Source organism: Castellaniella sp. WN (assembly GCF_054457555.1).
Map to the genome: position 1 here is coordinate 1,929,425 of NZ_JBTKZC010000001.1, position 24,961 is coordinate 1,954,385.

Annotated in this window: 20 protein-coding genes, 1 tRNA gene and 1 pseudogene; 4 read left to right on the forward strand and 18 right to left on the reverse strand. The window is 68.8% G+C overall.

The window, feature by feature from the left end:
* Positions 1 to 8: 8 nt before the first annotated feature.
* From ACTPOE_RS08975 to ACTPOE_RS08990, 4 genes are all read right to left on the reverse strand, one after another.
* Entirely contained in the window at positions 9 to 431 is a 423-nt protein-coding gene (locus tag ACTPOE_RS08975) for a hypothetical protein (RefSeq protein ID WP_458871869.1), read from the reverse strand.
* Positions 415 to 1,029 (reverse strand): nucleotidyltransferase domain-containing protein, encoded by a 615-nt coding sequence (locus tag ACTPOE_RS08980; RefSeq protein WP_458871870.1) that lies wholly within the window; start codon positions 1,027 to 1,029, stop codon positions 415 to 417. Before ACTPOE_RS08980 ends, ACTPOE_RS08975 begins: the two co-directional genes overlap by 17 nt.
* A 103-nt stretch (positions 1,030 to 1,132) precedes the next feature.
* A tRNA-Pro gene (locus ACTPOE_RS08985) sits at positions 1,133 to 1,209 on the reverse strand.
* 67 nt (positions 1,210 to 1,276) lie between these two features.
* Positions 1,277 to 2,203, reverse strand: a complete 927-nt coding sequence (locus ACTPOE_RS08990; protein WP_458872793.1) for a polyprenyl synthetase family protein — start codon at positions 2,201 to 2,203, stop codon at positions 1,277 to 1,279.
* Positions 2,204 to 2,355: 152 nt separating this feature from the next.
* Between ACTPOE_RS08990 and ACTPOE_RS08995 the strand changes: the two genes are divergently transcribed.
* Positions 2,356 to 3,195, forward strand: coding sequence for an ATP-binding protein (locus ACTPOE_RS08995; RefSeq protein WP_458872794.1), 840 nt, complete (start codon positions 2,356 to 2,358; stop codon positions 3,193 to 3,195).
* A gap of 41 nt (positions 3,196 to 3,236) precedes the next feature.
* Positions 3,237 to 4,232 (forward strand): Nudix family hydrolase, encoded by a 996-nt coding sequence (locus ACTPOE_RS09000; protein ID WP_458871871.1) that lies wholly within the window; start codon positions 3,237 to 3,239, stop codon positions 4,230 to 4,232.
* On the opposite strand, the gene ACTPOE_RS09005 is transcribed toward ACTPOE_RS09000, so the two are convergent.
* From ACTPOE_RS09005 to ACTPOE_RS09040, 8 genes are read right to left on the reverse strand one after another with little or no spacing between them, the layout of a single operon-like run.
* The gene (locus ACTPOE_RS09005; protein WP_458871872.1) at positions 4,225 to 5,643 is read right to left on the reverse strand and encodes an efflux transporter outer membrane subunit; all 1,419 of its coding nucleotides are present in this window, start codon (positions 5,641 to 5,643) and stop codon (positions 4,225 to 4,227) included. The genes ACTPOE_RS09000 and ACTPOE_RS09005 overlap by 8 nt on opposite strands.
* Entirely contained in the window at positions 5,636 to 8,746 is a 3,111-nt protein-coding gene (locus ACTPOE_RS09010) for an efflux RND transporter permease subunit (protein ID WP_458871873.1), read from the reverse strand. The genes ACTPOE_RS09005 and ACTPOE_RS09010 overlap by 8 nt, the downstream gene beginning before the upstream one ends.
* Position 8,747: 1 nt before the next feature.
* Entirely contained in the window at positions 8,748 to 11,828 is a 3,081-nt protein-coding gene (locus ACTPOE_RS09015; RefSeq protein WP_458871874.1) for a multidrug efflux RND transporter permease subunit, read from the reverse strand.
* The gene (locus tag ACTPOE_RS09020; RefSeq protein ID WP_458871876.1) at positions 11,825 to 12,067 is read right to left on the reverse strand and encodes a hypothetical protein; all 243 of its coding nucleotides are present in this window, start codon (positions 12,065 to 12,067) and stop codon (positions 11,825 to 11,827) included. The genes ACTPOE_RS09015 and ACTPOE_RS09020 overlap by 4 nt, the downstream gene beginning before the upstream one ends.
* A gap of 34 nt (positions 12,068 to 12,101) precedes the next feature.
* Positions 12,102 to 13,397: an efflux RND transporter periplasmic adaptor subunit gene (locus ACTPOE_RS09025; RefSeq protein WP_458871877.1), complete on the reverse strand. Its 1,296-nt coding sequence runs from the start codon at positions 13,395 to 13,397 to the stop codon at positions 12,102 to 12,104.
* 9 nt (positions 13,398 to 13,406) lie between these two features.
* Complete coding sequence (gene zapD / locus ACTPOE_RS09030) at positions 13,407 to 14,159, reverse strand: cell division protein ZapD (protein WP_458872795.1); 753 nt, start codon at positions 14,157 to 14,159, stop codon at positions 13,407 to 13,409.
* Positions 14,160 to 14,171: 12 nt separating this feature from the next.
* Positions 14,172 to 14,804: a dephospho-CoA kinase gene (gene coaE / locus ACTPOE_RS09035; RefSeq protein ID WP_458872796.1), complete on the reverse strand. Its 633-nt coding sequence runs from the start codon at positions 14,802 to 14,804 to the stop codon at positions 14,172 to 14,174.
* 20 nt (positions 14,805 to 14,824) lie between these two features.
* The gene (locus ACTPOE_RS09040; protein WP_458871878.1) at positions 14,825 to 15,571 is read right to left on the reverse strand and encodes a prepilin peptidase; all 747 of its coding nucleotides are present in this window, start codon (positions 15,569 to 15,571) and stop codon (positions 14,825 to 14,827) included.
* 52 nt (positions 15,572 to 15,623) lie between these two features.
* On the opposite strand from ACTPOE_RS09040, the gene ACTPOE_RS09045 reads away from it, so the two are divergent.
* Positions 15,624 to 16,307 (forward strand): hypothetical protein, encoded by a 684-nt coding sequence (locus ACTPOE_RS09045; RefSeq protein WP_458871879.1) that lies wholly within the window; start codon positions 15,624 to 15,626, stop codon positions 16,305 to 16,307.
* Positions 16,308 to 16,392: 85 nt separating this feature from the next.
* Here ACTPOE_RS09045 and ACTPOE_RS09050 read toward each other — a convergent pair.
* From ACTPOE_RS09050 to ACTPOE_RS09065, 4 genes and pseudogenes are all read right to left on the reverse strand, one after another.
* Positions 16,393 to 16,635: pseudogene (locus ACTPOE_RS09050) on the reverse strand (LuxR C-terminal-related transcriptional regulator); the annotation flags it as partial.
* Positions 16,636 to 16,816: 181 nt separating this feature from the next.
* Complete coding sequence (gene panC / locus ACTPOE_RS09055; RefSeq protein WP_458871880.1) at positions 16,817 to 17,659, reverse strand: pantoate--beta-alanine ligase; 843 nt, start codon at positions 17,657 to 17,659, stop codon at positions 16,817 to 16,819.
* 22 nt (positions 17,660 to 17,681) lie between these two features.
* Positions 17,682 to 18,554 carry a segregation and condensation protein A gene (locus ACTPOE_RS09060; RefSeq protein ID WP_458871881.1) on the reverse strand — a complete coding sequence of 291 codons (873 nt, stop codon included), beginning with the start codon at positions 18,552 to 18,554 and terminating at the stop codon, positions 17,682 to 17,684.
* 16 nt (positions 18,555 to 18,570) lie between these two features.
* On the reverse strand, positions 18,571 to 18,762 hold the full coding sequence (locus ACTPOE_RS09065; protein WP_458872797.1) for a DUF3460 family protein: 192 nt from the start codon (positions 18,760 to 18,762) through the stop codon (positions 18,571 to 18,573).
* A gap of 73 nt (positions 18,763 to 18,835) precedes the next feature.
* On the opposite strand from ACTPOE_RS09065, the gene ACTPOE_RS09070 reads away from it, so the two are divergent.
* Positions 18,836 to 20,263, forward strand: a complete 1,428-nt coding sequence (locus ACTPOE_RS09070; protein ID WP_458871882.1) for a DHA2 family efflux MFS transporter permease subunit — start codon at positions 18,836 to 18,838, stop codon at positions 20,261 to 20,263.
* Here ACTPOE_RS09070 and ACTPOE_RS09075 read toward each other — a convergent pair.
* Both ACTPOE_RS09075 and metH read right to left on the reverse strand, forming a co-directional pair.
* Complete coding sequence (locus tag ACTPOE_RS09075) at positions 20,260 to 21,039, reverse strand: helix-turn-helix transcriptional regulator (protein WP_458871883.1); 780 nt, start codon at positions 21,037 to 21,039, stop codon at positions 20,260 to 20,262. The two genes, ACTPOE_RS09070 and ACTPOE_RS09075, sit on opposite strands and share 4 nt — an antisense overlap.
* A gap of 75 nt (positions 21,040 to 21,114) precedes the next feature.
* Positions 21,115 to 24,888: a methionine synthase gene (gene metH / locus ACTPOE_RS09080; protein WP_458871884.1), complete on the reverse strand. Its 3,774-nt coding sequence runs from the start codon at positions 24,886 to 24,888 to the stop codon at positions 21,115 to 21,117.
* Between the last annotated feature and the right edge of the window lie 73 nt (positions 24,889 to 24,961).

Genomic DNA, 24,961 nt, shown 5'->3' on the forward strand with positions numbered 1-24,961 from the left:
AGGCTGCTTCATCGAATAGGCGACAGCGCAGTCACTCTGTCCAACACGGCCTGACACGCTGTAATCAAGTCCGCCACGATCCGGTCATCCACATTCAGATCCCCTTCATACTCGCCCAGGTTCCGAATGTTGTGACATTTCGCCAGCACACGCCAGACCTCCGGACCAAGACCCAGCGTATCCGACAAGAGTTGAAACACGACATACCGATTCGCGGCGCGATAGCCATGCCAACGTAATGCGGCAAGACACAAGGCGTGAGCCGCGTTATAGGCCAGGTCAAATCGGCTTTCAACCGCAAGGGCGGGATTCAGCGCGTCGCGAAGCCTGGCACCCGCCGAACGCTTCAGACCCTCGAACTCATTGGCATCGGGCCGCTCCTCCCGCAAGGGTCTGCCTGGCCCCACCAGACTTTCAAATGCCGAGGTCATCCGCCCCTCCTACGATCCAGGTCTTGGGCTGCGCCAGGACACGAGTCAGGAAGGATTCTACGCGTGCCAGACGCTGATGAAACTCGGACGTGGACAGAATGGTCGGGTTCACTTCCCGGCCCAGGACCATGCCGACATTGCCCAACACGGCAAACACCGTGGCATAGTCGATATCGTCACCGATCACCATCAGGTCGATATCACTGGCCGACGTATCGGTCCCCTTGGCAACCGACCCATACACAAAGGCCGCCTTGATGCGCTGCCCCAGGGGCGCGAGCGCCTGACGCAACGGTTCCGCAAGACCCACCGTCTTGCGCGTGATCGCACACAACTCGGTAAAAATCGGCGAATGCGGATTCGCCTGATAGTGCTTCTGATGCCCAATACGCCGTACCGTCAGCAAGCCGCTGGCGACAAAGGCGGCCAATTCCCGCTGTACGGCGCCAGACCCGCTATTCGCCAGACTGATGACCTCGTTGGCATAAAAGCTGCGATCTGGATGGCCGAACAGGATCGCCAACACGCGCTGCCGGGTGCGGGCAAACAAGGCGTCGGCAAGGCTGACGTGCTGAGGATCGGCGGTCTTTGTACCCATTTCAGGTACAAATATACCCTATATGGGTTTTTCATACGATCCCATGGGTACTGCCCAAAACAAAGACGCACGACCGGAAGCCGTGCGTCTTTGCCAGAATGAATGGTCGGGGTGACATGATTCGAACATGCGACTCCTACGTCCCGAACGTAGTACTCTACCAGGCTGAGCTACACCCCGACGGTGCTGCTTGAGGCGGATGTCCGGCCCGGCGAAAACCAGGCAAACACACGCTAACGGGAAGATTTCAACGGTCTCGCTCGACCGCGAAAGCACAGAATTTTAGCAGAGTTTCCCGATAAACGGAATCCGGGAAGGCGTACAGCGCCTCGCGGGCCAGATCGGCCTCGGCACGGGCCGCCTGACGGGTGTAGTCCAGCGCATCGGTGGCGTGGATGGCGCGCGCCACCGCCTCGAAGTCGGCGTCGCCGGTCTCGATGGCGCCGCGGATCAGGGCGCGCTGTTCGGGCGTACCGGTTTCCAGGACCCGGATCAGCGGCAGGGTGGGCTTGCCTTCGCGCAGGTCGTCGCCCACGTTCTTGCCCAGGGCCTGGACATCGCCGCTGTAGTCCAGCACGTCGTCGATCAGCTGGAAGGCCGTGCCGATGTGCCGGCCGTAAGCGGCCGCGGCGGCCTCCTGTTCCGGCGCGGCGCCGGAAATGATGGCCCCCACCTGGGCGGCGGCCTCGAACAGCTTCGCGGTCTTGTAGCGCACGACCTGCAGGTAGCGGTCCAGGGACACGTCCGGGTCATGCACGTTCAGCAGCTGCAGGACCTCGCCCTCGGCGATGATGGTGGTGGCCGCCGACAGCACCGCCATGGCGGCCATGGAATCGGACTCGACCATCATCTCGAACGAGCGCGAATACAGGTAGTCGCCCACCAGCACGCTGGCCGCATTGCCGAACACGGCGTTGGCCGTCTCGCGGCCGCGGCGCATGTCGGACTCGTCCACCACGTCGTCGTGCAGCAGGGTGGCGGTGTGGATGAACTCCACCACGGCGGCGAGACGGTGGTGGTTGTCGCCCCGGTAGCCCAGCGCCCCCGCCACCAGCAGCACCATGGCCGGGCGCATGCGTTTGCCGCCGGCGCCGACGATGTAATCGCCGATGGTGCGAATCAGGACGACTTCGGAATCCAGGCGGGCGCGGATGACGGCGTCGACCGCCCGCATGTCGGACACGATGGGAGCGAACAGTTCTGAGAATTTCAAGACGGACCCGGATGCTGATGGGCGCCCGCCAGAGGCGGCCGCAAAGAGCCAGATTATACTTTCCGCATCACATTCAGGAGAACTCCGTGGCAGACGATCGATTGCAGGCGCTGATGGACCGGGCGATGGGCGTGCTGGCCCAGATCGAGGCCTGGCTGCCGCCCGCGCCGCCCGCCATCGACTGGGCGGCCCATGCCTACCGCTGGCAGCGCCGGGGCGCGCGCGGCTGGCTCGAAGCCGTCCGCCGCATCGCCCCCATCCACCTGGACGACCTGCGGCACATCGACCGACAGAAGGCGGTCCTCGAACGCAACACGCGGGCCTTTCTGGACGGCAAGCCGGCCAACAACGTCCTGATGACCGGCGCGCGCGGCACGGGCAAGAGTTCCCTGGTGCGGGCGCTGCTCGACGCGCACGCGGAGCGGGGCCTGCGTCTGATCGAAATCGACAAGTCCGATCTGGGGGACCTGGGCCACATCATCGAGCTCATCCACGACCGCCCGGAACGCTACATCGTATTCTGCGACGACCTGTCCTTCGAAGAAGGCGAGGCCGGCTACAAGGCGCTGAAATCCGCGCTGGACGGCTCGGTCGCTTCGCCGGGAGACAACCTGCTGATCTACGCCACCTCGAACCGGCGCCACCTGATGCCGGAATACATGCACGAGAACCTGGAAGCCCGGCACCAGCCCGACGGCGAAATTCATCCCGGGGAAACCGTCGAGGAAAAGATCTCCCTGTCGGAACGCTTCGGCCTGTGGCTGTCGTTCTACCCCTTCGCCCAGGACGACTACCTGGACATCGTGGGCCACTGGCTGCGGGTCCACGGCTGCGACGAGGCCCAGATCCGGGACGCGCGCACCGAGGCCCTGCAATGGACGCTGGAACGCGGCTCCCGGTCCGGACGGGTGGCGCGCCAGTTTGCGCGCGACTGGGCGGCCCGCCATGTCTGACGCCGTCCCATCCGCCTCCACGACCCTGTTTCCGATCCGCCATGACTGACTCCAAACCCTACATCCGCGTGGCCGCCGGCCTGATCATCGACCCCCGGGGCCGATTGCTGCTGGGCCAGCGTCCGGAAGGCAAGGCCTGGCCCGGCTGGTGGGAATTCCCGGGCGGCAAGATCGAGGCCGGCGAGACCGTCGAGCAGGCGCTGGTGCGCGAACTGGACGAGGAACTGGGCATCCAGGCCACCTGCGTCTACCCCTGGGTCGTGCACGTGCACGAATACCCCAAGACCATCGTCGAACTGGCCTTCTGCCAGGTGACCGCCTGGGAAGGCGAGCCTCACGGCCGCGAGAACCAGGCGCTGGACTGGGTGGATCCCTGGGAGATCCGTCTGGACGAATCCGAACACCCCATCGGCCCGGGTGGCGGTTCGCTGCTGCCGGCCGCCGCCCCGCCGCTGCGTTGGCTGCGCCTGCCCACGCGCTACCGCGTCAGCCGGATCGGCCAGCCCGACCGGCTGGCCGACTGGCTGGCTGGACTGCGCCGGGAATTGCTGCGCGGGCTGCGGCTGGTACAGTTCCGCGAGCCGGACTGGCAAGGCGATCCGGCCTCGCTGCGCGAGGCCTTCCTGGCCGTGCTGGCCCTGTGCCGCCAGCATGGGGCGCGCTGCCTGGTCAACAGCGCCCACCCGTCCGCTTGGTGGTCCGAGGCCGACGGCGTACAGCTGCGAGCCGCCGACGCCGCGCGCATCCTGCGGGACGATACGAGGCCGCCGGGCTGGCTGGGGGTCTCCGCCCATACGGCGGAGGACATCGAATGCGCGCGCCAGCTCCAGGCCGATTTCGTGGTGCTGGGGCACGCGCTGGACACGGACAGCCACTCCGGCCTCCCGGCCCTGGGCTGGGACCGGTTCCGCGTCCTGGCGGACGCCGCCGGCCGGCCGGTCTTCGCCATCGGCGGCCAGTCGCTGGACACGCTGGACACCGCGCGCCGGCACGGCGCGCACGGGATCGCGGCGATCCGGGGTCTGCTGGTCAGTTGAACGAATAACCGCCGCCCAGGGCGGCGATCAGTTGCGTCGAGACCGTCAGACGCTCGGCGCGCACGTCCAGCGCGGTCTGCTCGGCGCTCAGGGCGCTGGTCTGCGCCTGGACCACACTCAGGTAGTCCACCAGGCCGGCCCGGTATTGGTTGGTGACCTGGCGCAGGGTCTCGCGGGCCGCCGCCAGCGCGCGATCCCGGGCGGCCTGTTCCTCGGCCAGCGCCTGCGACTGGATCAGCGCATCCTCGACCTCGCGCAAGGCGTCCAGGACGGTCTTGCGGTAGGCGGCCGCCTGGGCGTCGTAGGCCGCGCGGGCGGAAGCCACGGCGGCGGCGCGCGCGCCGCCGTCGAACAGGCTCGCCGCCAGGGCCGGCCCCAGAGTCCAGAAACGGGCGGGCGCCATGATCCACGAGGCGAACTCCGCCGCCCGGTAGCCGCCCTGGGCGCTCAGAGTCAGATCGGGGAACCAGGCGGCCTGCGCCACGCCGATGCGCGCGTTGGCCTGCGCCGCCCGCCGTTCGGCGCCCGCCACGTCGGGGCGCCGCAGCAGCAGGGCCGAGGGCACGCCCACCGGCACGTCGGGCACCGCCGGCAGGCCGGCGCCGCCGGACAGGCGGAAACTCGCCGGCACCTGGCCCAGCAGCACCGCAATGGCATGGATCTGCTGCTCGCGCTGCCAGCCCAGGCGGATGCGCTGGGCGCGGGCCTGGTCCAGCTGCGCGGACGCCGCCGCCACGTCGGCCGGGGACGCCACGCCCGCCGCCAGGCGATTGCGCGTCATTTCCAGCGCGCGCGTATATTCGTCCAGCGTGCGGGCCAGCAGGGCGTCCTGCAGCTGACTGGCACGCACGCCGAAATAGGCCTGCGCCAGGGCGGACCGCAGGCTCAGGCGCATAGCGTCCAGGTCCGCGGCGCCGGCCTGCTCGCCGGCCCGTGCCGCCTCCACGTCGCGCCGCACGCGGCCCCACAGGTCGACTTCCCAGCTGGCGGTGGCCGACAGGCTGTAGGTGTTGGCGGGATTGCCCGGCCCGGACACGCCCTGCCCCGCCCGGTTCACGGAACCCGATACGCCCAGCGTCGGGAACAGGCCGGCGCGCGCCGAATCCAGCGCGGCACGGGCTTCCCGGAACTGGGCCTCGGCCTGGGCCAGGTCCAGGTTCCCCCGGGGCATGCGGTCCATCAAGTCGTCCAGGACCGCGTCGCCGAACAGGGCCCACCAGTCGGCGGGCAATGCGCGCGGCGGAGTGTCGGCCGGCATCCAGCGGCCTTCCGGCGCATGGGCGTAAGCCGCCCCGACGTCCTGGACGGGACGCCGGTAGTCGGGACCGACGGCGCAGGCCGACAAGGCCAGGGCCGCCGCGGCGGCCAGCAACGTCCGCGCGGCGCGGCGCGGAAACACGCGATCAGCCATGGGGGGCAGGTTCCTGTTGCGGCGGAAGGGAGGCACGGCGGCGGGATCCACGCAGGCGATCCAGGCTCAGGTAGACGACGGGCGTAGTGTAGAGCGTGAGCACCTGGCTGACCAACAGGCCGCCGAAGATCGTCAGCCCCAGGGGCTGACGCATTTCGACCCCCGCCCCCGTGGCCAGCAGCAGCGGCAGCGCGCCCAGCATGGCCGACAGGGTGGTCATCAGGATCGGACGCAGGCGCGCCAGGCAGGCGCGGTAGATCGCCTCGCGCGGGTCCAGGCCCTCACGCCGCTGCGCCTGCAGGGCGAAGTCCACCATCATGATGGCGTTCTTCTTGACGATGCCGATCAGCAGGAACACGCCGATCAGCGCGATCAGGGTGAACTCCATGCCCACCAGCCGCAGAGCCAGCAGGGCGCCGACGCCGGCCGAGGGCAGCGTGGACAGGATGGTGATCGGGTGGATGGTGCTCTCGTACAGCATGCCCAGCACCAGGTACATGGCCACCAGCGCCGCCGCCAGCATCCAGGGCTGCCGCGCCACCGCGTCGCGCATCATGCCGGCGCTCTGGTCCAGCCCCCCCTGCAGCTCCTGCGTCGGCAGGCCGATGCGCGCCACGGCCCGGTCGATGGCCGTCAGCGCCTGGTCCAGGGACACGCCGGGCGCCAGGCCGAAGGACACCGAATCGGCCGCCAGCAGGCCCTCGTGGTTGACCGCGCGCGGCGCGGTGCCCTCGGTGATCCGGGTGAAGGCCGTCAGGGGGACGCGCTCGCCGGCGGCGTTGATCACCTGCAGGGCCTGCAGCGAATGCAGGTCCCGGGCGTACTGGGGCTGCACCGCCATGACGACGTGATACTGGTTCAGGGTGCCGTACAGCACGGCCGCCTGGCGCTGGCTGAAGGCATTGTTCAGCACTCCCGCCAGGTCCGCCATCTGCACGCCCATGCGTCGGGCGGCGTCCCGATCGACGACCAGTTCCACCCGGCGCCCCTTGTCCTCGACATCGTCGTCCACGTCCACCAACTCGGGCAGGGCGGCCAGGACGTTGCGCACGCGCGGCAGCCACTGACTCAACAGGGCCAGGTCACTGCCCATCAGCACGTAGGAATAGGAACCCGACCGCGAGGAGTGGCCCACGAAAATATCCTGCTGCGGCACCAGGAACATGCGCGCCCCGGGCGTGTGCTCGAAGCGGGGCCGCAGACGATTGACGACATCGTTGGCGCTGGCCGCGCGCTCGCCCAGGGGCTTGAGCTGCACCTGGATGAAGCTGGAATTGCTGCCGCCCCGCCCGCCGGCGTAGGCGGTGACGGTATCCACCGCCGGATCGGCCAGGAGCACGCGGCGGAACGCGTCCAGCCGGGCCTGGGTCTCGACGAAGGATGTGCCGGTGTCGACGCGGAAGAAGCCCATCAGCTGGCCCGTGTCCTGCTGCGGAAAGAAGCCCTTGGGAATGCTGGCGTACAGATACACGTTCAGGCCCACCGTGGCCAGGAGCAGCAGCAGCACGATGCGCCCGTGGTCCAGCGACCAGCGCAGCGACCGCCGGTAGGCGGCCTCGCCCGCCTGGCCGCAACGCCGCAGCCACCGCCGCGGCAGACTCCGGGGCGGCGGCTCGTGCGCGGCCGGCGCGCGCAGCAGGCGCGCCGCCATGACCGGCGTCAGCGTCACCGACACCAGCAGCGACACGCCGATGGCCACCGACAGGGTGACGGCGAATTCCTTGAACAACCGCCCCACCAGGCCGCCCACCAGCCACAGGGGAATGAAGACAGCGATCAGCGACAGGCTCATGGCCAGCACGGTGAAACCGACCTCGGTCACGCCGCGCAGGGCGGCGCGCGCCGGGCGCATGCCGCGCTCCACGTGGCGCATGATGTTCTCCAGCACCACGATGGCGTCGTCCACGACGAAGCCGGTGGCCACGATCAAGGCCATCAGGGAAATCGTGTTCAGGGTGAAGCCGAACCACCACATCAGGCTGAAGGCGCTGACCAGCGAAGCCGGCACGGCGACGGCCGGGATCAGGGCGGCGCGCCAGTTGCCCAGGAAGGCCAGCACCACGGCCACCACCAGCGCGACCGACAGCACCAGGGTCAGCTCGGCCTCGAACAGCGAGGCCCGGATGCTGGGCGTGCGGTCCTGGGCCACGGTCAGGCGCACCCGCTCCGGCAGCAGCGCCTGGAATTCCGGCAGCAGCGCGCGGATGGCGTCGACGGTCTCGATGATATTGGCATCGGCCTGGCGGCGGACGATCATCAGCACGGCGGGGCGATCGTTGAAATAGCCGACCTGGTTGGTGTCCTCGACCGAGTCCTCGATCCGCGCCACATCGCTCAGCCGCACCGGGCGGCCGTCGCGCCATTCCACGATCAGGGGAGCGTAGTCGGCGGCCTTGCGCAGCTGTCCGTTGGAATGGATCTGCCACTGGATGTCGCCGCGTCGCGCCCGCCCGCCGGGACGCAGCGAGTTCACGTCCTGCAGGACCTGGCGCACGCGGTCCAGCGGGATCCGCATGGATTCCAGCGCGCGCGGGTCCACCAGCACCCGCACGGCCGGCAGCGAACTGCCCCCCAGCGTCACCTGCCCCACGCCGTTGACCTGCGCCAGCTTCTGCGCCAGCACGGTGGACGCCAGGTCGTAGAGCTCGCCGCGCGTGGCGGTGTCCGAGGTCAGCGCCAGCGTCATGATGGGCGAGGACGAGGAGTTCACCTTGCGGTAGGTGGGATTGTTGCGCATGCCCGAGGGCAGCATGGGCCGCGCGGCGTTGATGGCGGCCTGGACGTCGCGCGCGGCGCTGTTGATGTCGCGGTCCAGTTCGAACATCAGGGAAATGTCGGTCTGGCCCTCGCTGCTGCGCGAGCTCATGCTGTCCAGTCCGGCGATCGCGCCCAGCGACTGCTCCAGCGGCATGGCCACGCTGGAGGCCATGGTCTCCGGGCTGGCCCCCGGCAGCGAGGCCGAGACCGAGATCATCGGAAAGTCCACTTGCGGCAGCGGCGCCACCGGCAGAAAGCGCAGCGCCAGCGCCCCGGCCAGGACCAGCGCCAGGCAGAGCAGGGACGTGCCCACCGGCCGGCGCAGGAACAGGGCGAAGAACCGCATGTCAGCCGCCGCCCGCCGCCCGCCGGCGGCTCAGGCGTTCGAACAGCAGGTAGATCACGGGGGTGGTGAACAGCGTCAGCACCTGGCTGCACAACAGTCCCCCCACCATGGCCAGGCCCAAGGGCTGGCGCAGCTCCGCCCCCGAGCCGGACGCCAGCATCAGCGGAATGGCGCTGAAGAAGGCCGCCAGGGTCGTCATCAGAATGGGCCGGAAGCGCAGCAGGGCGGCCTCGTGGATCGCGGCCTGCGGCCCCAGGCCGCGCTCGCGCTGAGCGTCCAGCGCGAAATCGATCATCAGGATGGCGTTCTTCTTCACGATGCCGATCAGCAGGATGATGCCGATGACGCCGATCATGTCCAGCTCCGCCCCGCCCAGCCACAGCGCCAGCAGGGCCCCGATGGCCGCCGAAGGCAGCGTGGACAGGATGGTGACCGGATGGATCAGGCTTTCGTACAGCACCCCCAGCACGATGTACATGGTCACCACGGCCGCCAGCAGCAGCCACAGCGTGCTCGACAGCGAGGACTGGAAGGCCTGGGCCGCACCCTGGAAGCGGACCTCGATGGAGCCCGGCACGCCCAGCTCGGCGCGCGTCGATTCGATGGCCCGCACGGCGTCCGACAGAGCGGTACCCGGCGCCAGGCTGAACGACACGGTGGCGGCCGGGAACTGGTCCAGGCGCTGCACGGCCAGGCGCGCCAGCCCGGGCTCGAAGCGCGCCACGCTGGACAGCGGCGTGACCCCGCCCGAGGCCGTCGGCACGTGCAGGTGCTCCAGCGCCGCGGGGCCACCGTCGAGCAGGGTCGCATCGGCCTCCAGCACCACCCGGTACTGGGCCGACTGCGTGTAGATCGTGGAGATCAGCCGCTGGCCGAAGGCGTCGTACAGGGCGTCATCGATCGACGCCTGGGTAACGCCCATCCGAGCCGCCGCGTCGCGGTCCACCGACACGGCCAGCGCCAGGCCCCGGTCCTGCAGGTCTCCGGCCACGTCGCGCAGTCCCGGCAGCGCGCGCAGGGCGTCCACCAGCCGGGGGGTCCAGGACGCCAGCGCGGCCTCATCCGGGCCGGACAGCGTCATCTGGAACTGGGCGCGGCTGACCTGATCCTCGACGGACAGTTCCTGCACCGGCTGCATCCAGGCCTCCAGGCCCACGACCGGCCGCAGGGCCGTCCGCAGGCGTTCGATCACGGCGCCCGCCCTGTCCCGGCGCTCGGCCAGCGGCTTGAGCGTGATCTGCAGGCGCCCGGTGTTCAGCGTGGTATTGTCGCCGTCGATACCGATGAAAGACGCCACCGAGGCCACCGCCGGATCGTCCAGCACCCGCTCGGCGGCCTGCCGCTGCAGGCGGCTCATGACCTGGAACGAGGCCGACTGCGGCCCCTGGGTGATGGCCTGCAACGCCCCCGTATCCTGCTGCGGGAAGAAGCCCTTGGGGATGGCGACATACAGGCCCGCCGTGACGAGCAGCGTCGCCACGACCGCCCACAGGGTCGCCCGCTGATGCGCCAGGACCCAGGTCAGCCCCCGGTCGTAGGCGGCGATCAGGTCATCCAGCCGTGAGCCGGCATACCTCAGGAAGCGCCCATGCTTTTCTTCCGATTCCGGCCGCAGCATGCGCGCGCACATCATGGGCGTGAGCGTCAGGGAAATCAGCAGCGACAGCAGGATGGCCACGGCCAGGGTGACGGCGAACTCGCGGAACAGCCGCCCGACCACGTCGGCCATGAACAGCAGCGGGATCAGCACCGCGATCAGCGACAAGGTCAGCGACACCAGCGTGAAGCCGATCTGCCTGGACCCGCGCAGCGCGGCCGCCATCGCGGTCTCGCCTTCCTCGATGTGCCGGGCGATGTTCTCGATCATGACGATGGCGTCGTCCACCACAAAGCCGGTGGCGATGGTCAGGGCCATCAGGGTCAGGTTGTTGACGCTGAAGCCCAGCAGCGCCATCAGCGCGAAGGTCCCGACCAGGGACAGCGGCACGACCACGCCGGGGATCAGGGTGGCCCGCCAGGTGCGCAGGAACACGAAGGTCACCGCCACCACCAGGGCGATGGCCAGCAGCATCTCGATCTGCACGTGGGCCACGGAATCGCGGATCGTGTGCGTGCGGTCGGCAGCCACCTGCAGATCCACGCCGGTGGGCAGGGTGGCCCGCAAGCCGGGCAACAGGGCCCGCACACGGTCCACCACCTCGATCACGTTGGCGCCAGGCTGGCGCTGGATGTTCAGCAGGATGGCGGGCGTCTGACCGAACCAGGCGGCCTGGTCGAGGTTTTCCGCCGCGCGGCGCACCCGCGCCACGTCGCCCAGGCGCAGCGGCGCGCCGTTCTCGTAGGCCAGGATGAGGCGCTCGTATTCGGCGGGGTCCTTGAGCTGGTCATTGACGCTGATGGTGATCGAGCGCTGCGGGCCGTCCAGGTTGCCCTTGGGCTGGTTGACGTTGGACTGGGTCACGGCCTTGCGCACGTCGGCCAGCGTCAGCTTGTGCGCGGCCAGAGCCTGGGGATCGACCTGGATGCGCACGGCCGGCCGCTGGCCCCCGGCCACGCTGACCAGCCCGACGCCGCTGATCTGGGACAGCTTCTGCGCCACGCGCACCTCGATCAGGTCGCGCACCTGGGGCAGCGGCAGCGTGGGGGAAGTCACCGCCAGGGTCATCACCGGAGCGTCGGCCGGATTGATCTTGCTGTAGATCGGCGGCGAGGGCATGTCCGAGGGCAGCAGGTTCGAGGCCGCGTTGATCGCCGCCTGTACTTCCTGTTCGGCCACGTCCAGCGGCAGACCCAGGTCGAAGCGCAGTGTGATGCGAGACGACCCCCCCGAGCTGGTGGACAGCATCTGCGACAGGCCCGGCATCTGGCCGAATTGGCGCTCCAGCGGTGAAGTCACCAGCGCGGTCATGACGTCCGGGCCGGCGCCCGGATACAGGGTGGTGACCTGGATAGTGGGGAAATCGACCTGAGGCAGCGCCGACACCGGCAATTCGCGATAGGCCAGCAGGCCCGCCAGCGCCAGCGCAACCATCGCCAGGGTCGTGGCGACCGGCCGCAGGATGAACAGGCGCGACAGGTTCACGAAGCCCAGGGCCTGTTCACACTAATCAAGGGGATCGCGTTGGGACTGGGCGCTGTCGAGCGCAAGGCGTCCACCGCAGCAAGACTCAATGTCTTGCGAGGATGGACAATGCAGCGGGCGGCGGCGCCCAGGCCCAACCCTTCGGGAAGGCATGAAAAATCCGCCTGCCCTGCGTTGCCCGTCTTGCGCGTATGGACATACGCGCTGCGCCAGGCGCCTTGTTCAGCCAAATTTTTCATGCCTTCGCGACTCCTTGATTAGTGTGAACAGGCCCTAGCCCCGGCGCGGCTTCGCCGACCCGGCCGGCGCCTTGGCGGCGCCGTCACTGGTCCGCGCCCCTTCCGGGCCGGCGGTCTCCGCGCCGGGCTTGACGCCGGATCGGGCACCGGCACCAGCGTCCGCGGCCTCTGGCGCGACGATCTCCACCTCGCTGCCGTCGCGCAGCCGGTCCGTGCCTTCGACCACCACCGTGTCTCCCGCCCGCAGGCCGGACTCGATCACCACCCGCTCGCCGTCGTCCACCCCGGTCGTGACCGGCACGACCCGGGCCTTGCCTCCGGCGTCGAGCCGATAGACGTATTCGCCTTGAGAACCGCGCTGCACCGCGCGCAGGGGCAGCGTCGCGCCTTCCTGCGTCCCCAGGCGCAAGCGGACCTGGACGAACTGGTTGGGAAACAGGGATTCGTCGGCATTGTCGAAGCGGGCCTTGAGCTGGACGGTCCCGGTCGTCACGTCGATCTGGTTGTCCACCGCCACCAGGGTCCCGGTGGCCAGCGCCGTCCCGGCGGCGTCGCTGAACAGGCGCGTCCGCAAGCCGGGTTCAGCGCGGCGCGCCTCCAGCAGGGCCGGCAGGCGGGTCTGGGGAATGGAGAAGACCACGTCGATCGGCCGGCTCTGCGTCAACACCACCAGACCGTCGGCGTCGGAAGCGCGGACCATGTTGCCCGCATCGACCTTGCGCAGGCCCAGGCGCCCATCCACGGGGGCGCGGATTTCCGTGTAGCCCAGTTGCAGGCGGGCGTCGTCCACCGCCGCCTGGTCCGACTTCGCCTGCCCCTGGAACTCGCGCACCTGGGCGCGGGCGGAATCCAGCTGCTGGCGGGCCACCGAATCCTGCTTGAACAATTGCTCGTACCGGGCCAGGTCGCGGCGCGCCTGCTCCAGTTGGGCGGCATGCTGCATCTGCTGACCCAGGGCCTGGTCCAGCTGGACGCGGAAGGGCCGGGGATCGATCACCGCCAGGACGTCGCCGGCCCGCACGGCCTGGCCATCGGCGAAATTCACCGATTGCAGCGGGCCGTCCACGCGCGCGCGGATGGTGACGGTCGCCAGCGGTGTCACGGTGCCCAGCGCCCGCAGGGTGCGGTCGATCCGTCCCGATTCGACCCGCGCGACGGAAACCGGCGTTGCCTGCGTGCCCATCCGGAACCCTCGCCCGCCGCCCCCACCCGGACCGCCGGCACCACCCGGCCAGAAATACCACAGGGCGAACGCTGTCAGCCCGCAGGCTGCCGCCCACGCCAGGATCCTGCGGCGCGCGCCTCGAGGCCGCGTCGTTACATGGGCCATGATGGGGTCCTACAGATTGCAGCGAGCCAGGCGGAAGGCGACGTCGCGGCCGACCGGCTGGGGCTTGAGTTCATTGTCCTGTGCGGAGAAGCGCACCCAGATGACGTATTTGTTGGCGCTGACTTCCGGGAAGACGCCCAGGGCCGGATCGACCCAGACGCGCAGCAGCTGGAAGGACTTGCCGCCCAGCATCTCCTGGTAGGCGCCCTGGCCCGCCAGCTGGTCCCGGGCATCCCCGGCATCGCGCAGCAACTGCAGGATCAGGGCCATGGCCCGGTGCAGCGGCATCAGCGGCTCGATCCAGCCGCGCAGGTCGGCGGCCCGCGTGTCGGCCGGCTTCAGCTGCCAGGAATAGTAGGAAGGCATGTCGACCGGCGAGGATCCACCCGGCACCGTGATCCGCCCGCGCAGACTGGCGAGCCACTCGTTTTCGCGCAGGCATTGGCCGATGCGGCCCTGGCCCGCCAGCGCCGCGGACACCGCCTGGATTTCCGCCAGGAGCCTGTCCAGCGTGACGCTGTCGACGCCGGGGTGCTCGCGCAAGGCCGACAAGGCGGAACGATGGCGGTCCATGTCCTGGAGGACCGCCGTCCGGACATCGGCGCGTTCGCAAACGTCCAGCAGATCGAACAGCGTGCCCATGGCGATCTGGTGGCAATGGGCGTCTTCGCCCCGGGCGAAAAAGAACAGGCGGTCGAACAGGTATTCGACCCTCAGCAGGGTACGTACACGTTCATTGCAGGGATACTCGTACAGAATCACGCGCAAAAGACCCTATCCATGAGTAGTGCGCCCGGCCGCCAGCCGGGAGGCATGGCCGCTCCAGGCCCGATGAAGCTGGAGCACGCGCCGACGCAGCGCATCCAGGTCGGTCGATTCATCATTGACGATGACGTCGTCGGCCGCCGCCAGGCGGTCCGCCCTGGACGCCTGAGCGGACATGATACGCTCAATGGTGCCGCGCGTCAGCCCGCTGCGCGCCTGTACCCGGCGCACCTGGGTCTCCGGATCGCAATCGACCACGCAAATACGATCCACCCGGTCGCGCCAGCGACCGGACTCGACCAGCAAAGGCACGACGAGCACGAGGTAGAGCCCCCGGGCTTCCTCCGCCTGGTCCAGCACGGCCTGGCCGATCAGGGGATGCAGCACGGATTCCAGCCGCCGCCGCGCCGCGGGATCGGCGAAGGCGCGCGCGCGCATCCAGTCGCGGTCCATGGCCCCGTCCGGACCGATCGCATCCGCGCCGAACGCCGCCCGCAGCGGTCCGATCGCGGCGCCGCCCGGCGCCGTCAGGTCGTGGGAGATCCGGTCTGTGTCGATGACCGCCGCGCCCCATTCGGCCAGCCAGTCGGCCACCTTGGACTTACCCGAGCCGATACCCCCGGTCAGGCCGATGGAAAACATGGCATCCCCGTGCGACGAATTCAGAACCATGAATGTACCGCAAGCGGAGCCGCCATCCACGCGCCAGCCGCCAGGGCGATGCAGGGCCCGAAGGGATACGGCCGCCGCCAGCCGCCACGCCGGCCCAGGCAGCCGGGCAGTCCCAGCACGCAAGCCAGCCAGAGGATGCCGGCGGCGGCTTCCAGCCCGAGCCAACCCGCCAGTGCCGCCAGACACTTCACGTCGCCGCCGCCGAAACCATCCCGCCCGCGCACTCGACGGTACAGCCAGGCCATGCCGGCCAGGCCCGCCCAGGCCAGGGCGGACGCGCCGGCCGCGGACCCGGGACCCCCGGCACCCAGCAGCCAGCCTGCCACCATCAGCGGCAAGGTGAGCGCGTCCGGCAGGAGGCCGCTGCGCGCATCGATCCAGGCCAGCGCGGCCAGGACCAGGGCCAGCAGCACGAACCCGGAATCGCCGATGGTCGCCAGCAGTCCCGCCATCAATCCCAGCGACGACGCCATTGCGACGTCCCGGAGCGGCCTCCAGGGCCGCGACGGGGCGGCCGCCGCCGCGGCCCACAGCGTGCGCGCCGTGGCCGGCGCGCCAGCATCCAGGCGATCCGCATAGGCCTGGGCCCAGCGCCCAAGCAAGGCGCCCAGGTATCCGCCCGCCGCCACAGGCAGCCCCGGCACGCCCCAGCCGGCCGCGCACTGCGCGGCCGCGACCAGAGGCGCCAGCCCCTCGAGCACACCGCCCGTCCCCCCGGCCATCGTCCCGAATCCCATCGCCAAGCCTCCTGCAAATGCGTAGAATGGCGGCTTCACGATCCTGTCCGTCATGACCATGCCGCGCGCCCTCACCCACATGATCCCCCGCCTGCTCAGCCTGGCCCTGCTGGCCCTGCTGACCGCCTGCGCCCAGCCGCGCGGGCCCGGCTTCTACGACGTCCCGCGCGGCGACACGGCATCCGATGCCCGGCATCGCGCCCAGGGCGACGCCGACACGGTCGCCCCCGCGCAGCTGCAATTCGGATTCGGCGCCGACAGCCAGAAGAAACCGGCGCCGGAGCGCGGCGACACCGGGGCCGGCACGGCGGACACGGCCGTTCAAGCCACCCGCCCGGCCGGCCCCGGAGCAATCCCGCAGGAACTGGCCGAGACCCGGACTTACCTGGGCACCGTCGCATGCCCCGCCGGACAGCAAGCCTGCCCGGCGCGCCGCATGACCCTGACCCTGGCGCCGGACGGCCAGTGGCGCGCCCGCAGCGCGCCGCTGGACGGCACCGCCGCCACCACCGCCCTGGGTTGCTGGCACCTGGTGTCCACCGACCCGGCCCGCATCGTCCTGCAGACCGGGGACCAGGCCTACGCCACGCTGGAATTCATCCAGTCGAACGTCCTGCGCCTGACCCGGCTGAACGGCCAGGCGCCCCTGCTGGAATCCCGGCTGACCCGCCAGGCGGATATCGACCCCATCCAGGAACTGGCCGGGAAGCCGGCCGAAACCTGCACCGCGCGATAAGCCCGGTTCCCCGGGCGGACGCTCCGGCGTCGCCCGCGCCGGGCCCGGACTCGCCCAAGCCCCCGGACAGGCAATACCGGGTCAGTTCGACTGCGTTGCGCACGTGCAGTTTCTGGAATATCCGTGCCCGATGGGCTTCAACCGTGCGCTGCGTGACCCCGAGTTCGACGGCGATGTATTTATTGGATCGCCCCCGCGTGAGATGGTCCGTCACTTCCCGCTCGCGGATCGTCAGGCGGCCCAGCGGCGTTTCCCGGCTGTCCGGGCATTCCTGGACCGAATCGCTTTCCTCCAGCATGGATGCTCCCCCCTGTATATGTTGTCGCATGCAGAAGGATTCTGCACGACCCACGTGGGGAGCGCACCTGTCAGTTCTGACAGCTTGCCGCGCCTAGGGAACCTCTAAACAAGTCCTCGCGCCGCGCGCATCCGCAGGCTCGGGCGGTTCGCGCCTTGCAGCCCATCCCGATCCGCGGCGCCCGCTTTCCGCTCGACCTGTTCGGAGGTTCCTAAAACTCCAGATTGTCGATCAGCCGCGTCGCGCCCAGGCGGGCGGCCGTCAGCACGACCAGGGGTTCGCCTTCGTGGATCTCCCCGGACGTGGGGGGCTGCAGGTCGCGCTGGCGGCGCACGGCGACGTAGTCGGGATCCCAGCCGCGCTCGCGCAGGACCTGCATGGCCCGACCTTCCGCCGTGGCGGCATCCACGCCGTCGCTCTGGACCTGGTCGCGCACCCGCTGCAACAGGCCGTACAGATTGGGAGCCTCGGCCCGTTCCCGCGGACTGAGATAGCGGTTGCGCGAGGACAGCGCCAGACCATCGGCATCGCGCACGGTCTCGTGGGCGAGGATCTCCACCGGCAGCTGGAACTGGCGGCACATGGCGCGCACCACCATCAACTGCTGGTAGTCCTTCTTGCCGAACACGGCCACGCGCGGCTGGACACAGGAAAACAGCTTCAGCACCACGGTGCTGACGCCCATGAAGAAGTCGGGCCGGAACTCGCCCTCCAGGATCTTGCCCAGGGCTTCGCCGGGCTGGATGCGGAAATTCTGCGGCTCGGGATACAGTTCCCGCTCGTCGGGCGCGAACAGCACGTAGACGTCGCGCTCGGCTTCGAGCTTCTCGATATCCTCGGCCAGGGTGCGGGGGTAGCGGTCGAAGTCCTCGTTCGGGCCGAATTGCAGCCGGTTGACGAAGATGCTGGCCACCACGGGATCGCCATGCTGGCGCGCCAGCCGCATCAGCGACAGATGCGCGGCATGCAGATTGCCCATGGTGGGCACGAAGGCCACGCGCAGCTGGCCACGCAGCTGATCGCGCAATGCCTCGACAGAATGGACGACTTTCACAGGGGATCTCCGGTGCGCGGCCTCATGCCGAGCGCGTGTAGGACAGTCTGACGTACAGCGGCGCGTAAGGCGCCGCCTGGGTGATTTCCAATAGGGATTCGCGGGCCAGCTCCAGCAGCGCCAGGAAATGGACCACGATGACGGCGGCCGGTTCTCCCATGCGGATGCGCTCCAGGAACAATTCGGTGAATTCCATGAAGCGCACGTCCGACAGGCGGCGCAGGATGTGGCTCATGTGGTCGCGCACGGACAGTTGTTCGCGGGTGATGCGGTGACTGGCGTTCAGGCGCGCCCGGTGCATGATCGCGGCCCAGGCCTCGCGCAGATCGTCCGGCGAGACTTCCGGCAGCAGCCGCGCGACCTCGAAATCGGCTGCGGCGTGCGCCACCAGGAAATCGCGTCCCACCCGCGGCATTTCATCCAGTTGCCGGGCCGCCAGCTTCATGCGCTCATATTCCAGCAGGCGGCGCACCAGTTCGGCGCGCGGATCCTCGGCTTCCTCGCCACTGTCGGACTGGCGCACCGGCAGCAGCATGCGCGACTTGATCTCGATGAGCAGCGCCGCCATCAGCAGGTATTCGCCCGCCAGTTCCAGATTGGAGCGCCGCACCTGCTCGACATAGGCCAGGTACTGGGCGGTGACCTCGGCCATGGGGATGTCGAGCACGTTGAAGTTCTGTTTCCGGATCAGGTAGAGCAGCAGGTCCAGCGGACCCTCGAAGGCTTCCAGAAAGACTTCGAGCGCGTCGGGCGGGATATAAAGATCCTGGGGAATGGCGAACAGCGGCTCGCCATACAGGCGCGCCAAGGCGACGTGATCGACCACGTCCGGAGTGCTGTCTTCCGTGGGCGCCATCAGGGCGTCCAGCCCGGGATCGGGCGGCCGGGGCGGCATGAGGCCCGGGGCCTGTTCAGGCCTTCTGGTAGTAGACGTAGGGATCCTGGGGCACACGGGCCGTCCGGAAGCCTTCCTGCAACTCCGGATCCAGATCCTTGTCCCAGAGGCGGGCGCGGCCGGCGCGCTGGCGCGTTTCAGTGTCGGGATGCCCCGATTTGTACTGGTTCAGGAATTGGGTCAGTTCCGAGGTGTAGTTGTTTGCCATAATAGTGCCGTAGACGATCTCCATGACCGATTGCGCCCAAGTTTACTGCACTCGGCCGCCCTTCAGCCCGCCCATGCCAGAATCCTCACCCCGCGGTTCCACCCCGCCAGCCGCCTCATCCCGAGAAATCCGGATGATCCCCTTCATCGTGGGCTGCGCGCTGTTCATGCAGATGCTGGATTCGACCGTCGTCGCCACCGCCCTGCCCGCCATGGCGGCGGATTTCGGTACCACGGTGGTGCACATGAACGTCACCATCACGTCCTATCTCCTGGCGACGGCGGTATTCGTGCCCGTCAGCGGCTGGGCGGCGGACCGGTTCGGCGCGCGCGCCGTGTTCCTGGCGGCCATCGCGCTGTTCACCCTGAGTTCCGTCGCCTGCGCAGCCAGCGGCACCCTGGGCCAGCTGGTCGCCGCCCGGGTCGTCCAGGGAGCCGCCGGCGCCATGATGGTGCCGGTCGGACGCATCATCCTGTTGCGCCGCATCCCGAAGGCCGAGCTGCTCAAGGCCATGGCCTTCCTGACCATCCCCGCCCTGCTGGGGCCGGTCATCGGCCCGCCGGTCGGCGGTTTCCTGGTCACCTACGCGTCCTGGCACTGGATCTTCCTGATCAACATCCCCGTGGGCGCCCTGGGCATCACCATGGTGCGGCGCTGGATCACCCGCGACGTGCCCGATGGCCGACCCCGGCTGGACACCGCCGGCTTCCTGCTCAGCGGCGTCGCCATGGCGGCCCTGATGACCTGCCTGGAAGCCGCCGGCCACGGCAGCCTGGGCATCCGGCCGGCCCTGGGGCTGCTGGCCCTGGGCCTGGGCTGCGGCGCACTGTACGTCCGCCATGCCCGCCACGCCGACTATCCCATCATCGACCTGAGCCTGCTGCGCACCCAGACCTTCGCCGTGTCGGTGCTGGGAGGCAATCTGTGCCGCTTCTCCGTCGGCGCCTCGCCCTTCCTGCTGGCCATCCTGCTGCAGGTGGGCTTCGGCCTGTCGGCGTTTTCGGCCGGGATGATCACCTTCACCTCGGCTGCGGGGGCGATGCTCATGAAACTGGTGGCCACGCCCATCGTGCGCCGCTTCGGCTTCCGCCGCGTGCTGGTCGCCAACGCCCTGATCGCGGCGGTCTTCATCGCCGCCTGCGCCCTGTTCAAGGCCGACACGCCGATCTGGACCATGGTGGCGGTCCTGCTGGTCGGAGGCTTCTTCCGTTCGCTGCAGTTCACCGCCATCAACGCCCTGACCTACGCCGACCTGGACGCCGCCCAGATGAGCCGCGCCAGCAGCTTCGCCGCCACGGCTCAGCAGATGGGCATCAGCCTGGGAGTGGCCTGCGCGGCGGTGACGCTGAACTTCAGCATGACGCTGCGCGGCGGCGTCGAGGCCGACCGCGTCGACGTGATGTGGGGGTTCGCCGTCATCGCCCTGATCGTGGCCGCCTCGGCCCTGTCCTTCCGGCGCCTGCCGGCGCACGCGGGCAACCAGTTGCGGGCGCGGAGTTAGTCCAGCAGCATCACCAGCTTGCAGTCCTGCCTGATCGCCAGCCGGAAGGTGAACTGCCGGAAGCGCAGCCGGCCGTCCGCCGGGTGCTGGAATTCGCGCAAACCGCCTTCCCGGTCCACCACGATCTGCCGCGTCCAGGCCCGGGCGAACAGGGGGCTGCCGGTCTGCAGCTCGGCCACCAGCGCTCCGATGCCCGGTTCGCCCGCCAGCGCCGCCACGTCGGCGCGGAATTCGGCCACCACGCGGCTGGCGCGCTCTTCCCAGTCCACCACCAGCGTGCGCGCGGCCGGATCCAGGAAGATGTAGCGCAGCAGGTTGGGCTGCCCGCGCGCGGGCCAGCCGTCGAATACCCGCAACAGGGCGGCGTTGCAGGCCAGCACATTCCAGGACTGGTCCAGCACGTAGGCCGGGCAGCGGATGCTGTCGACACAATCCTGCAGACCGTCGGGCAGGGCGATCGCGTCCAGGCGGCCGGCCTCGGGGTCGGCGCATTCGGCCAGGCTGAACAGATAGTGCCGCTCGGCGCGCGCCAGCCGCAGGGCCTCGGCCAGGCGGCACCAGACGTCCACGGACACGGATACCTCGCGCCCCTGCTCGATCCAGGTGTACCAGGTGGTGCTGATGCCACACAGATGGGCGATTTCCTCACGCCTCAGGCCCGGCGTGCGGCGCCGGACCCCGGGCGGCAAGCCGTGGTCGGCCGGGACGACCCGCGCCCGGGCGCTGCGCAGGAAGGCGCCCAGTTCCCGGCGGCGGGCCGCATCATCGCGCGGCACGATCGTCTCCGGAACCGCCGTCGGGCGGGCATGCCGCCGCCCCTCCCGGCCCGACGCGACGCCCTGTGCCCATCATCAGCGCAGCACGCTGGCCAGGGTACGGCGCACGTCGTCCTCGTCGCGCCCCGTGCGGCGGACGTAATCGGCCACCTGGTCGGCGCCGATGTTGCCAACGTTGAAATACGTGGCCCGCGGATGGCTGAGGTAGAAGCCGCAGACGCTGGAGGCGGGCATCATGGCGAACCCTTCGGTCAGTTGCATGCCGATCTCGCCGCAATCCAGCAGGTCGAACATCTCCCGCTTGACGATGTGCTCCGGGCAGGCCGGGTAGCCGGGCGCGGGGCGGATGCCCTGGTATTGCTCGTCGATAATGGCCTCGTTGGACAGGGATTCGTCGGGCACGTAGCCCCACAGGTCGCGGCGCACCCGGGCATGCAGGGTCTCGGCGAAGCCCTCGGCCAGGCGGTCGGCCAGGGCCTTGAGCATGATGACGGAATAATCGTCCCCGGCGTCCTGGAACTGCTTTTCGTATTTCTCGATGCCGATGCCGCCCGTGACCGCGAACATGCCGATGTAGTCGGTCACGCCCGAATCCCGGGGCGCGATATAGTCGGCCAGGCACTTGTTGTCCACTCCGTCGCGCTTGGCCGTCTGCTGGCGCACGCCGCGCCAGGTCAGCAGCACCTCGCGGCGGGTCTCGTCGCGGTAGATTTCGATGTCGTCGTCGTTGACGCTGTTGGCGGGGTAGAAGGCGACGATGCCGTTGGCCGTCAGCCAGCGGCCTTCGACGATGCGCTTCATCATGGCCTGGCCCTCCGCATAGAGCTTGCCGGCCTCCTCGCCCACGACCGTGTCGGTCAGGATGGCCGGGAACTGCGCCATCAGGCCCCAGGACTGGAAGAACGGGGTCCAGTCCAGGAATTTCAGGATCTCGTGCAGGTCGTAGTGCTTGAACACCCGCCGGCCAACGAACTTCGGCCGGGGCGGCGCATAGTTCGCCCAGTCGATCGCAGGCCTGGCCGCGCGCGCCTGCCCGATGGTCAGCATCGGCGTGGCCTGGCGGTTGGCGTGGCGATGGCGCACCAGCTCATACTCGTCGGCGACTTCCTTCAGATACGTATCGACCTGATCGGACATCAGGCTGGTGGCCACGCCCACCGACCGGCTGGCGTCGGGCACATAGATCACCGGGCCGTCGTAGTTGGGGGCGATCTTCACGGCCGTGTGCACCTTGCTGGTGGTGGCGCCGCCCACCAGCAAGGGGATGTTGCGCTCGCGGAAATACGGGTCGCGCTGCATTTCGGAAGCGACGTAGGCCATTTCCTCCAGGCTGGGCGTGATCAGGCCCGACAGGCCCACCATGTCCGCCCCGACTTCCTTGGCCATGTCCAGGATCTTGGCGCACGGCACCATGACCCCCATGTTGACGACCTCGAAGTTGTTGCATTGCAGGACCACGGTGACGATGTTCTTGCCGATGTCGTGCACATCGCCCTTGACCGTGGCGATGACCATCTTGCCCTTGGACCGCACGTCGCCGCCGGCCTCCTCCAGCAGGCGCTTTTCCTCTTCGATGAACGGCAGCAGATGCGCCACGGCCTGTTTCATCACGCGCGCGGACTTGACCACCTGGGGCAGGAACATCTTGCCCGCGCCGAACAGGTCGCCCACGACGTTCATGCCGTCCATCAGCGGCCCTTCGATGACCTCGATGGTGCGCCCGCCGGCCGCGTCGATTTCGACGCGGACCTCTTCCGTGTCCTCGACGATGAAGGTCGTGATGCCATGCACCAGGGAATGGGTCAGGCGCTCGCGCACCGCGCCCTGGCGCCACGTCAGGTCTTCTTCCTTTTTCTTGCCCGCGCCGCGCAGCGTATCCGCCAGTTCGACCAGGCGCTCGGTGGAGGTGCGCTCGTCGGCCGGGTCGGTCTTGCCCAGCGGCTCTTCGCGGTTGAAGACGACGTCCTCGATCAGATCCCGCACCTTGGGATCGAGCTCGGAATAGACACCCAACTGACCGGCGTTGACGATGCCCATGGTCAGCCCGCGCCGGGTGGCGTAATACAGCACGACGGCGTGAATGGCCTCGCGCATGGCCTCGTTGCCCCGGAACGAGAAGCTGACGTTCGAGATGCCGCCGGAAGTGCGGGCATGCGGCAGATTGTCCGTGATCCAGCCCACGCCTTCGATGAAATCCAGGCCGTAGCGGTTGTGTTCCTCCAGTCCCGTGGCAATGGCGAAGACATTGGGATCGAAAATGATGTCTTCGGGCGGGAAGCCCACCTGGTTGACGAGGATGTCGTAGGCCTTGGAGCAGATGTCGATGCGCCGCTGCAGGTTGTCGGCCTGGCCGTCGGTGTCGAACGCCATGACCACCACGGCGGCCCCGTATTTGCGGCACAGCTTCGCCTGCTCGATGAAGGGCTCGACACCTTCCTTCATGGAGATCGAGTTGACCACGCACTTGCCCTGCACGCAGCGCAGGCCGGCCTCGATCACCGGCCACTTCGAACTGTCGATCATCACCGGCACGCGCGAAATATCCGGCTCGGACGCCAGCAGGTTCAGGAAACGCGGCATGAGGGCCAGCGCATCGAGCATGCCCTCGTCCATGTTCACGTCGATGATCTGGGCGCCGTTCTCGACCTGCTGGCGGGCCACGGACAAGGCCTCGTCGAATTTTTCCTCGCGGATCAGGCGCAGGAACATCTTGCTGCCCGTCACGTTGGTGCGCTCGCCCACGTTGATGAACAGCGTCTCGCGATCGAAGTTCAGCGGTTCCAGGCCCGACAGGCGGGTCTTGACGGGGATGACGGGCGGCTGGCGGCGCGGCAGGGCGCGCACCTTGCGGGCGATTTCACGGATGTGATCCGGCGTGGTGCCGCAGCAGCCGCCCACCACGTTCACCAGCCCGGCCCGGGCGAATTCCTCCAGCAGGCCGGAGGTGTCCGAGGGCGTCTCGTCGAAGCCCGTTTCCGCCATCGGGTTGGGCAGGCCGGCGTTGGGGTAGACGCAGACGTAGGTATCGCAGAGCTTGGACAGCTCCGCCACATAGGGGCGCATCAGCGCCGCGCCCAGGGCGCAGTTCAGGCCGATGGTGACGGGGCGCGCGTGACGCACGGAATTCCAGAAGGCTTCGACTGTCTGGCCCGACAGGATGCGCCCGGACGCGTCGGTCACCGTGCCGGAGATCATCACCGGCAGGCGGATGCCGCGTTCCTCGAAAACGGTTTCGATGGCGAAGATGGCCGCCTTGGCGTTCAGCGTGTCGAAGATGGTTTCGACCAGCAGGATATCCACCCCGCCATCGATCAGGCCGTTGATCTGTTCCGTATAGGCCGCGCGCAGTTCTTCGAAGGTGACGTTGCGCGCGCCCGGATCGTTGACGTCGGGCGACAGGGACGCGGTCTTGGGCTGCGGCCCCAGCGACCCCGCCACGAAGCGCGGATGATCCGGCGTGGATGCCGCGTCACAGGCTTCGCGCGCCAGCCGGGCCGCCGCCACGTTGAGGTCGTAGGCGATGTCCAGCAAGCCGTAATCGCCCTGCGCCACCCGGGTGGCGCCGAAAGTATTGGTTTCCACCACATCGGCGCCGGACTCCAGATAGGCCTGGTGGATTTCCCGGATCACGTCGGGCCGGGTCAGGGACAGCAAGTCGTTATTGCCCTTCACATCCCGCTCGTGATCGGCGAAGCGCTCGCCCCGGAAATCGGCCTCGGTCAATTTGTAGCGCTGGATCATGGTGCCCATGGCTCCGTCCAGCACCACGATGCGCCGGCCCAGCAAACGCACGAACTCGGCCCCACGCGTATAGGATTCGATGGGATGGGGCAAGGCGGGATAGGTCACGGGACGATCCAGGCGAGAGAGACGAGGGAAGACCTCATTGTATCGTCGCGTGTCGCGCCAAGGCGCGGACACC

Coding starts and splice junctions, on each gene's coding strand:
- ACTPOE_RS08980 (WP_458871870.1), bottom strand. CDS start 1,029: ATGGGTACAAAGACCGCCGATCCTCAGCACGTCAGCCTTGCCGACGCC.
- ACTPOE_RS09000 (WP_458871871.1), top strand. CDS start 3,237: ATGACTGACTCCAAACCCTACATCCGCGTGGCCGCCGGCCTGATCATC.
- ACTPOE_RS08975 (WP_458871869.1), bottom strand. CDS start 431: ATGACCTCGGCATTTGAAAGTCTGGTGGGGCCAGGCAGACCCTTGCGG.
- ACTPOE_RS09020 (WP_458871876.1), bottom strand. CDS start 12,067: ATGAAAAATTTGGCTGAACAAGGCGCCTGGCGCAGCGCGTATGTCCAT.
- ACTPOE_RS09005 (WP_458871872.1), bottom strand. CDS start 5,643: ATGGCTGATCGCGTGTTTCCGCGCCGCGCCGCGCGGACGTTGCTGGCC.
- ACTPOE_RS09040 (WP_458871878.1), bottom strand. CDS start 15,571: ATGGGATTCGGGACGATGGCCGGGGGGACGGGCGGTGTGCTCGAGGGG.
- ACTPOE_RS08995 (WP_458872794.1), top strand. CDS start 2,356: ATGGACCGGGCGATGGGCGTGCTGGCCCAGATCGAGGCCTGGCTGCCG.
- ACTPOE_RS09065 (WP_458872797.1), bottom strand. CDS start 18,762: ATGGCAAACAACTACACCTCGGAACTGACCCAATTCCTGAACCAGTAC.
- ACTPOE_RS09025 (WP_458871877.1), bottom strand. CDS start 13,397: ATGGCCCATGTAACGACGCGGCCTCGAGGCGCGCGCCGCAGGATCCTG.
- ACTPOE_RS09010 (WP_458871873.1), bottom strand. CDS start 8,746: ATGCGGTTCTTCGCCCTGTTCCTGCGCCGGCCGGTGGGCACGTCCCTG.
- ACTPOE_RS09060 (WP_458871881.1), bottom strand. CDS start 18,554: ATGCCGCCCCGGCCGCCCGATCCCGGGCTGGACGCCCTGATGGCGCCC.
- ACTPOE_RS08990 (WP_458872793.1), bottom strand. CDS start 2,203: ATGCGGGCGGTCGACGCCGTCATCCGCGCCCGCCTGGATTCCGAAGTC.
- ACTPOE_RS09045 (WP_458871879.1), top strand. CDS start 15,624: ATGACCATGCCGCGCGCCCTCACCCACATGATCCCCCGCCTGCTCAGC.
- coaE (WP_458872796.1), bottom strand. CDS start 14,804: ATGTTTTCCATCGGCCTGACCGGGGGTATCGGCTCGGGTAAGTCCAAG.
- ACTPOE_RS09070 (WP_458871882.1), top strand. CDS start 18,836: ATGCCAGAATCCTCACCCCGCGGTTCCACCCCGCCAGCCGCCTCATCC.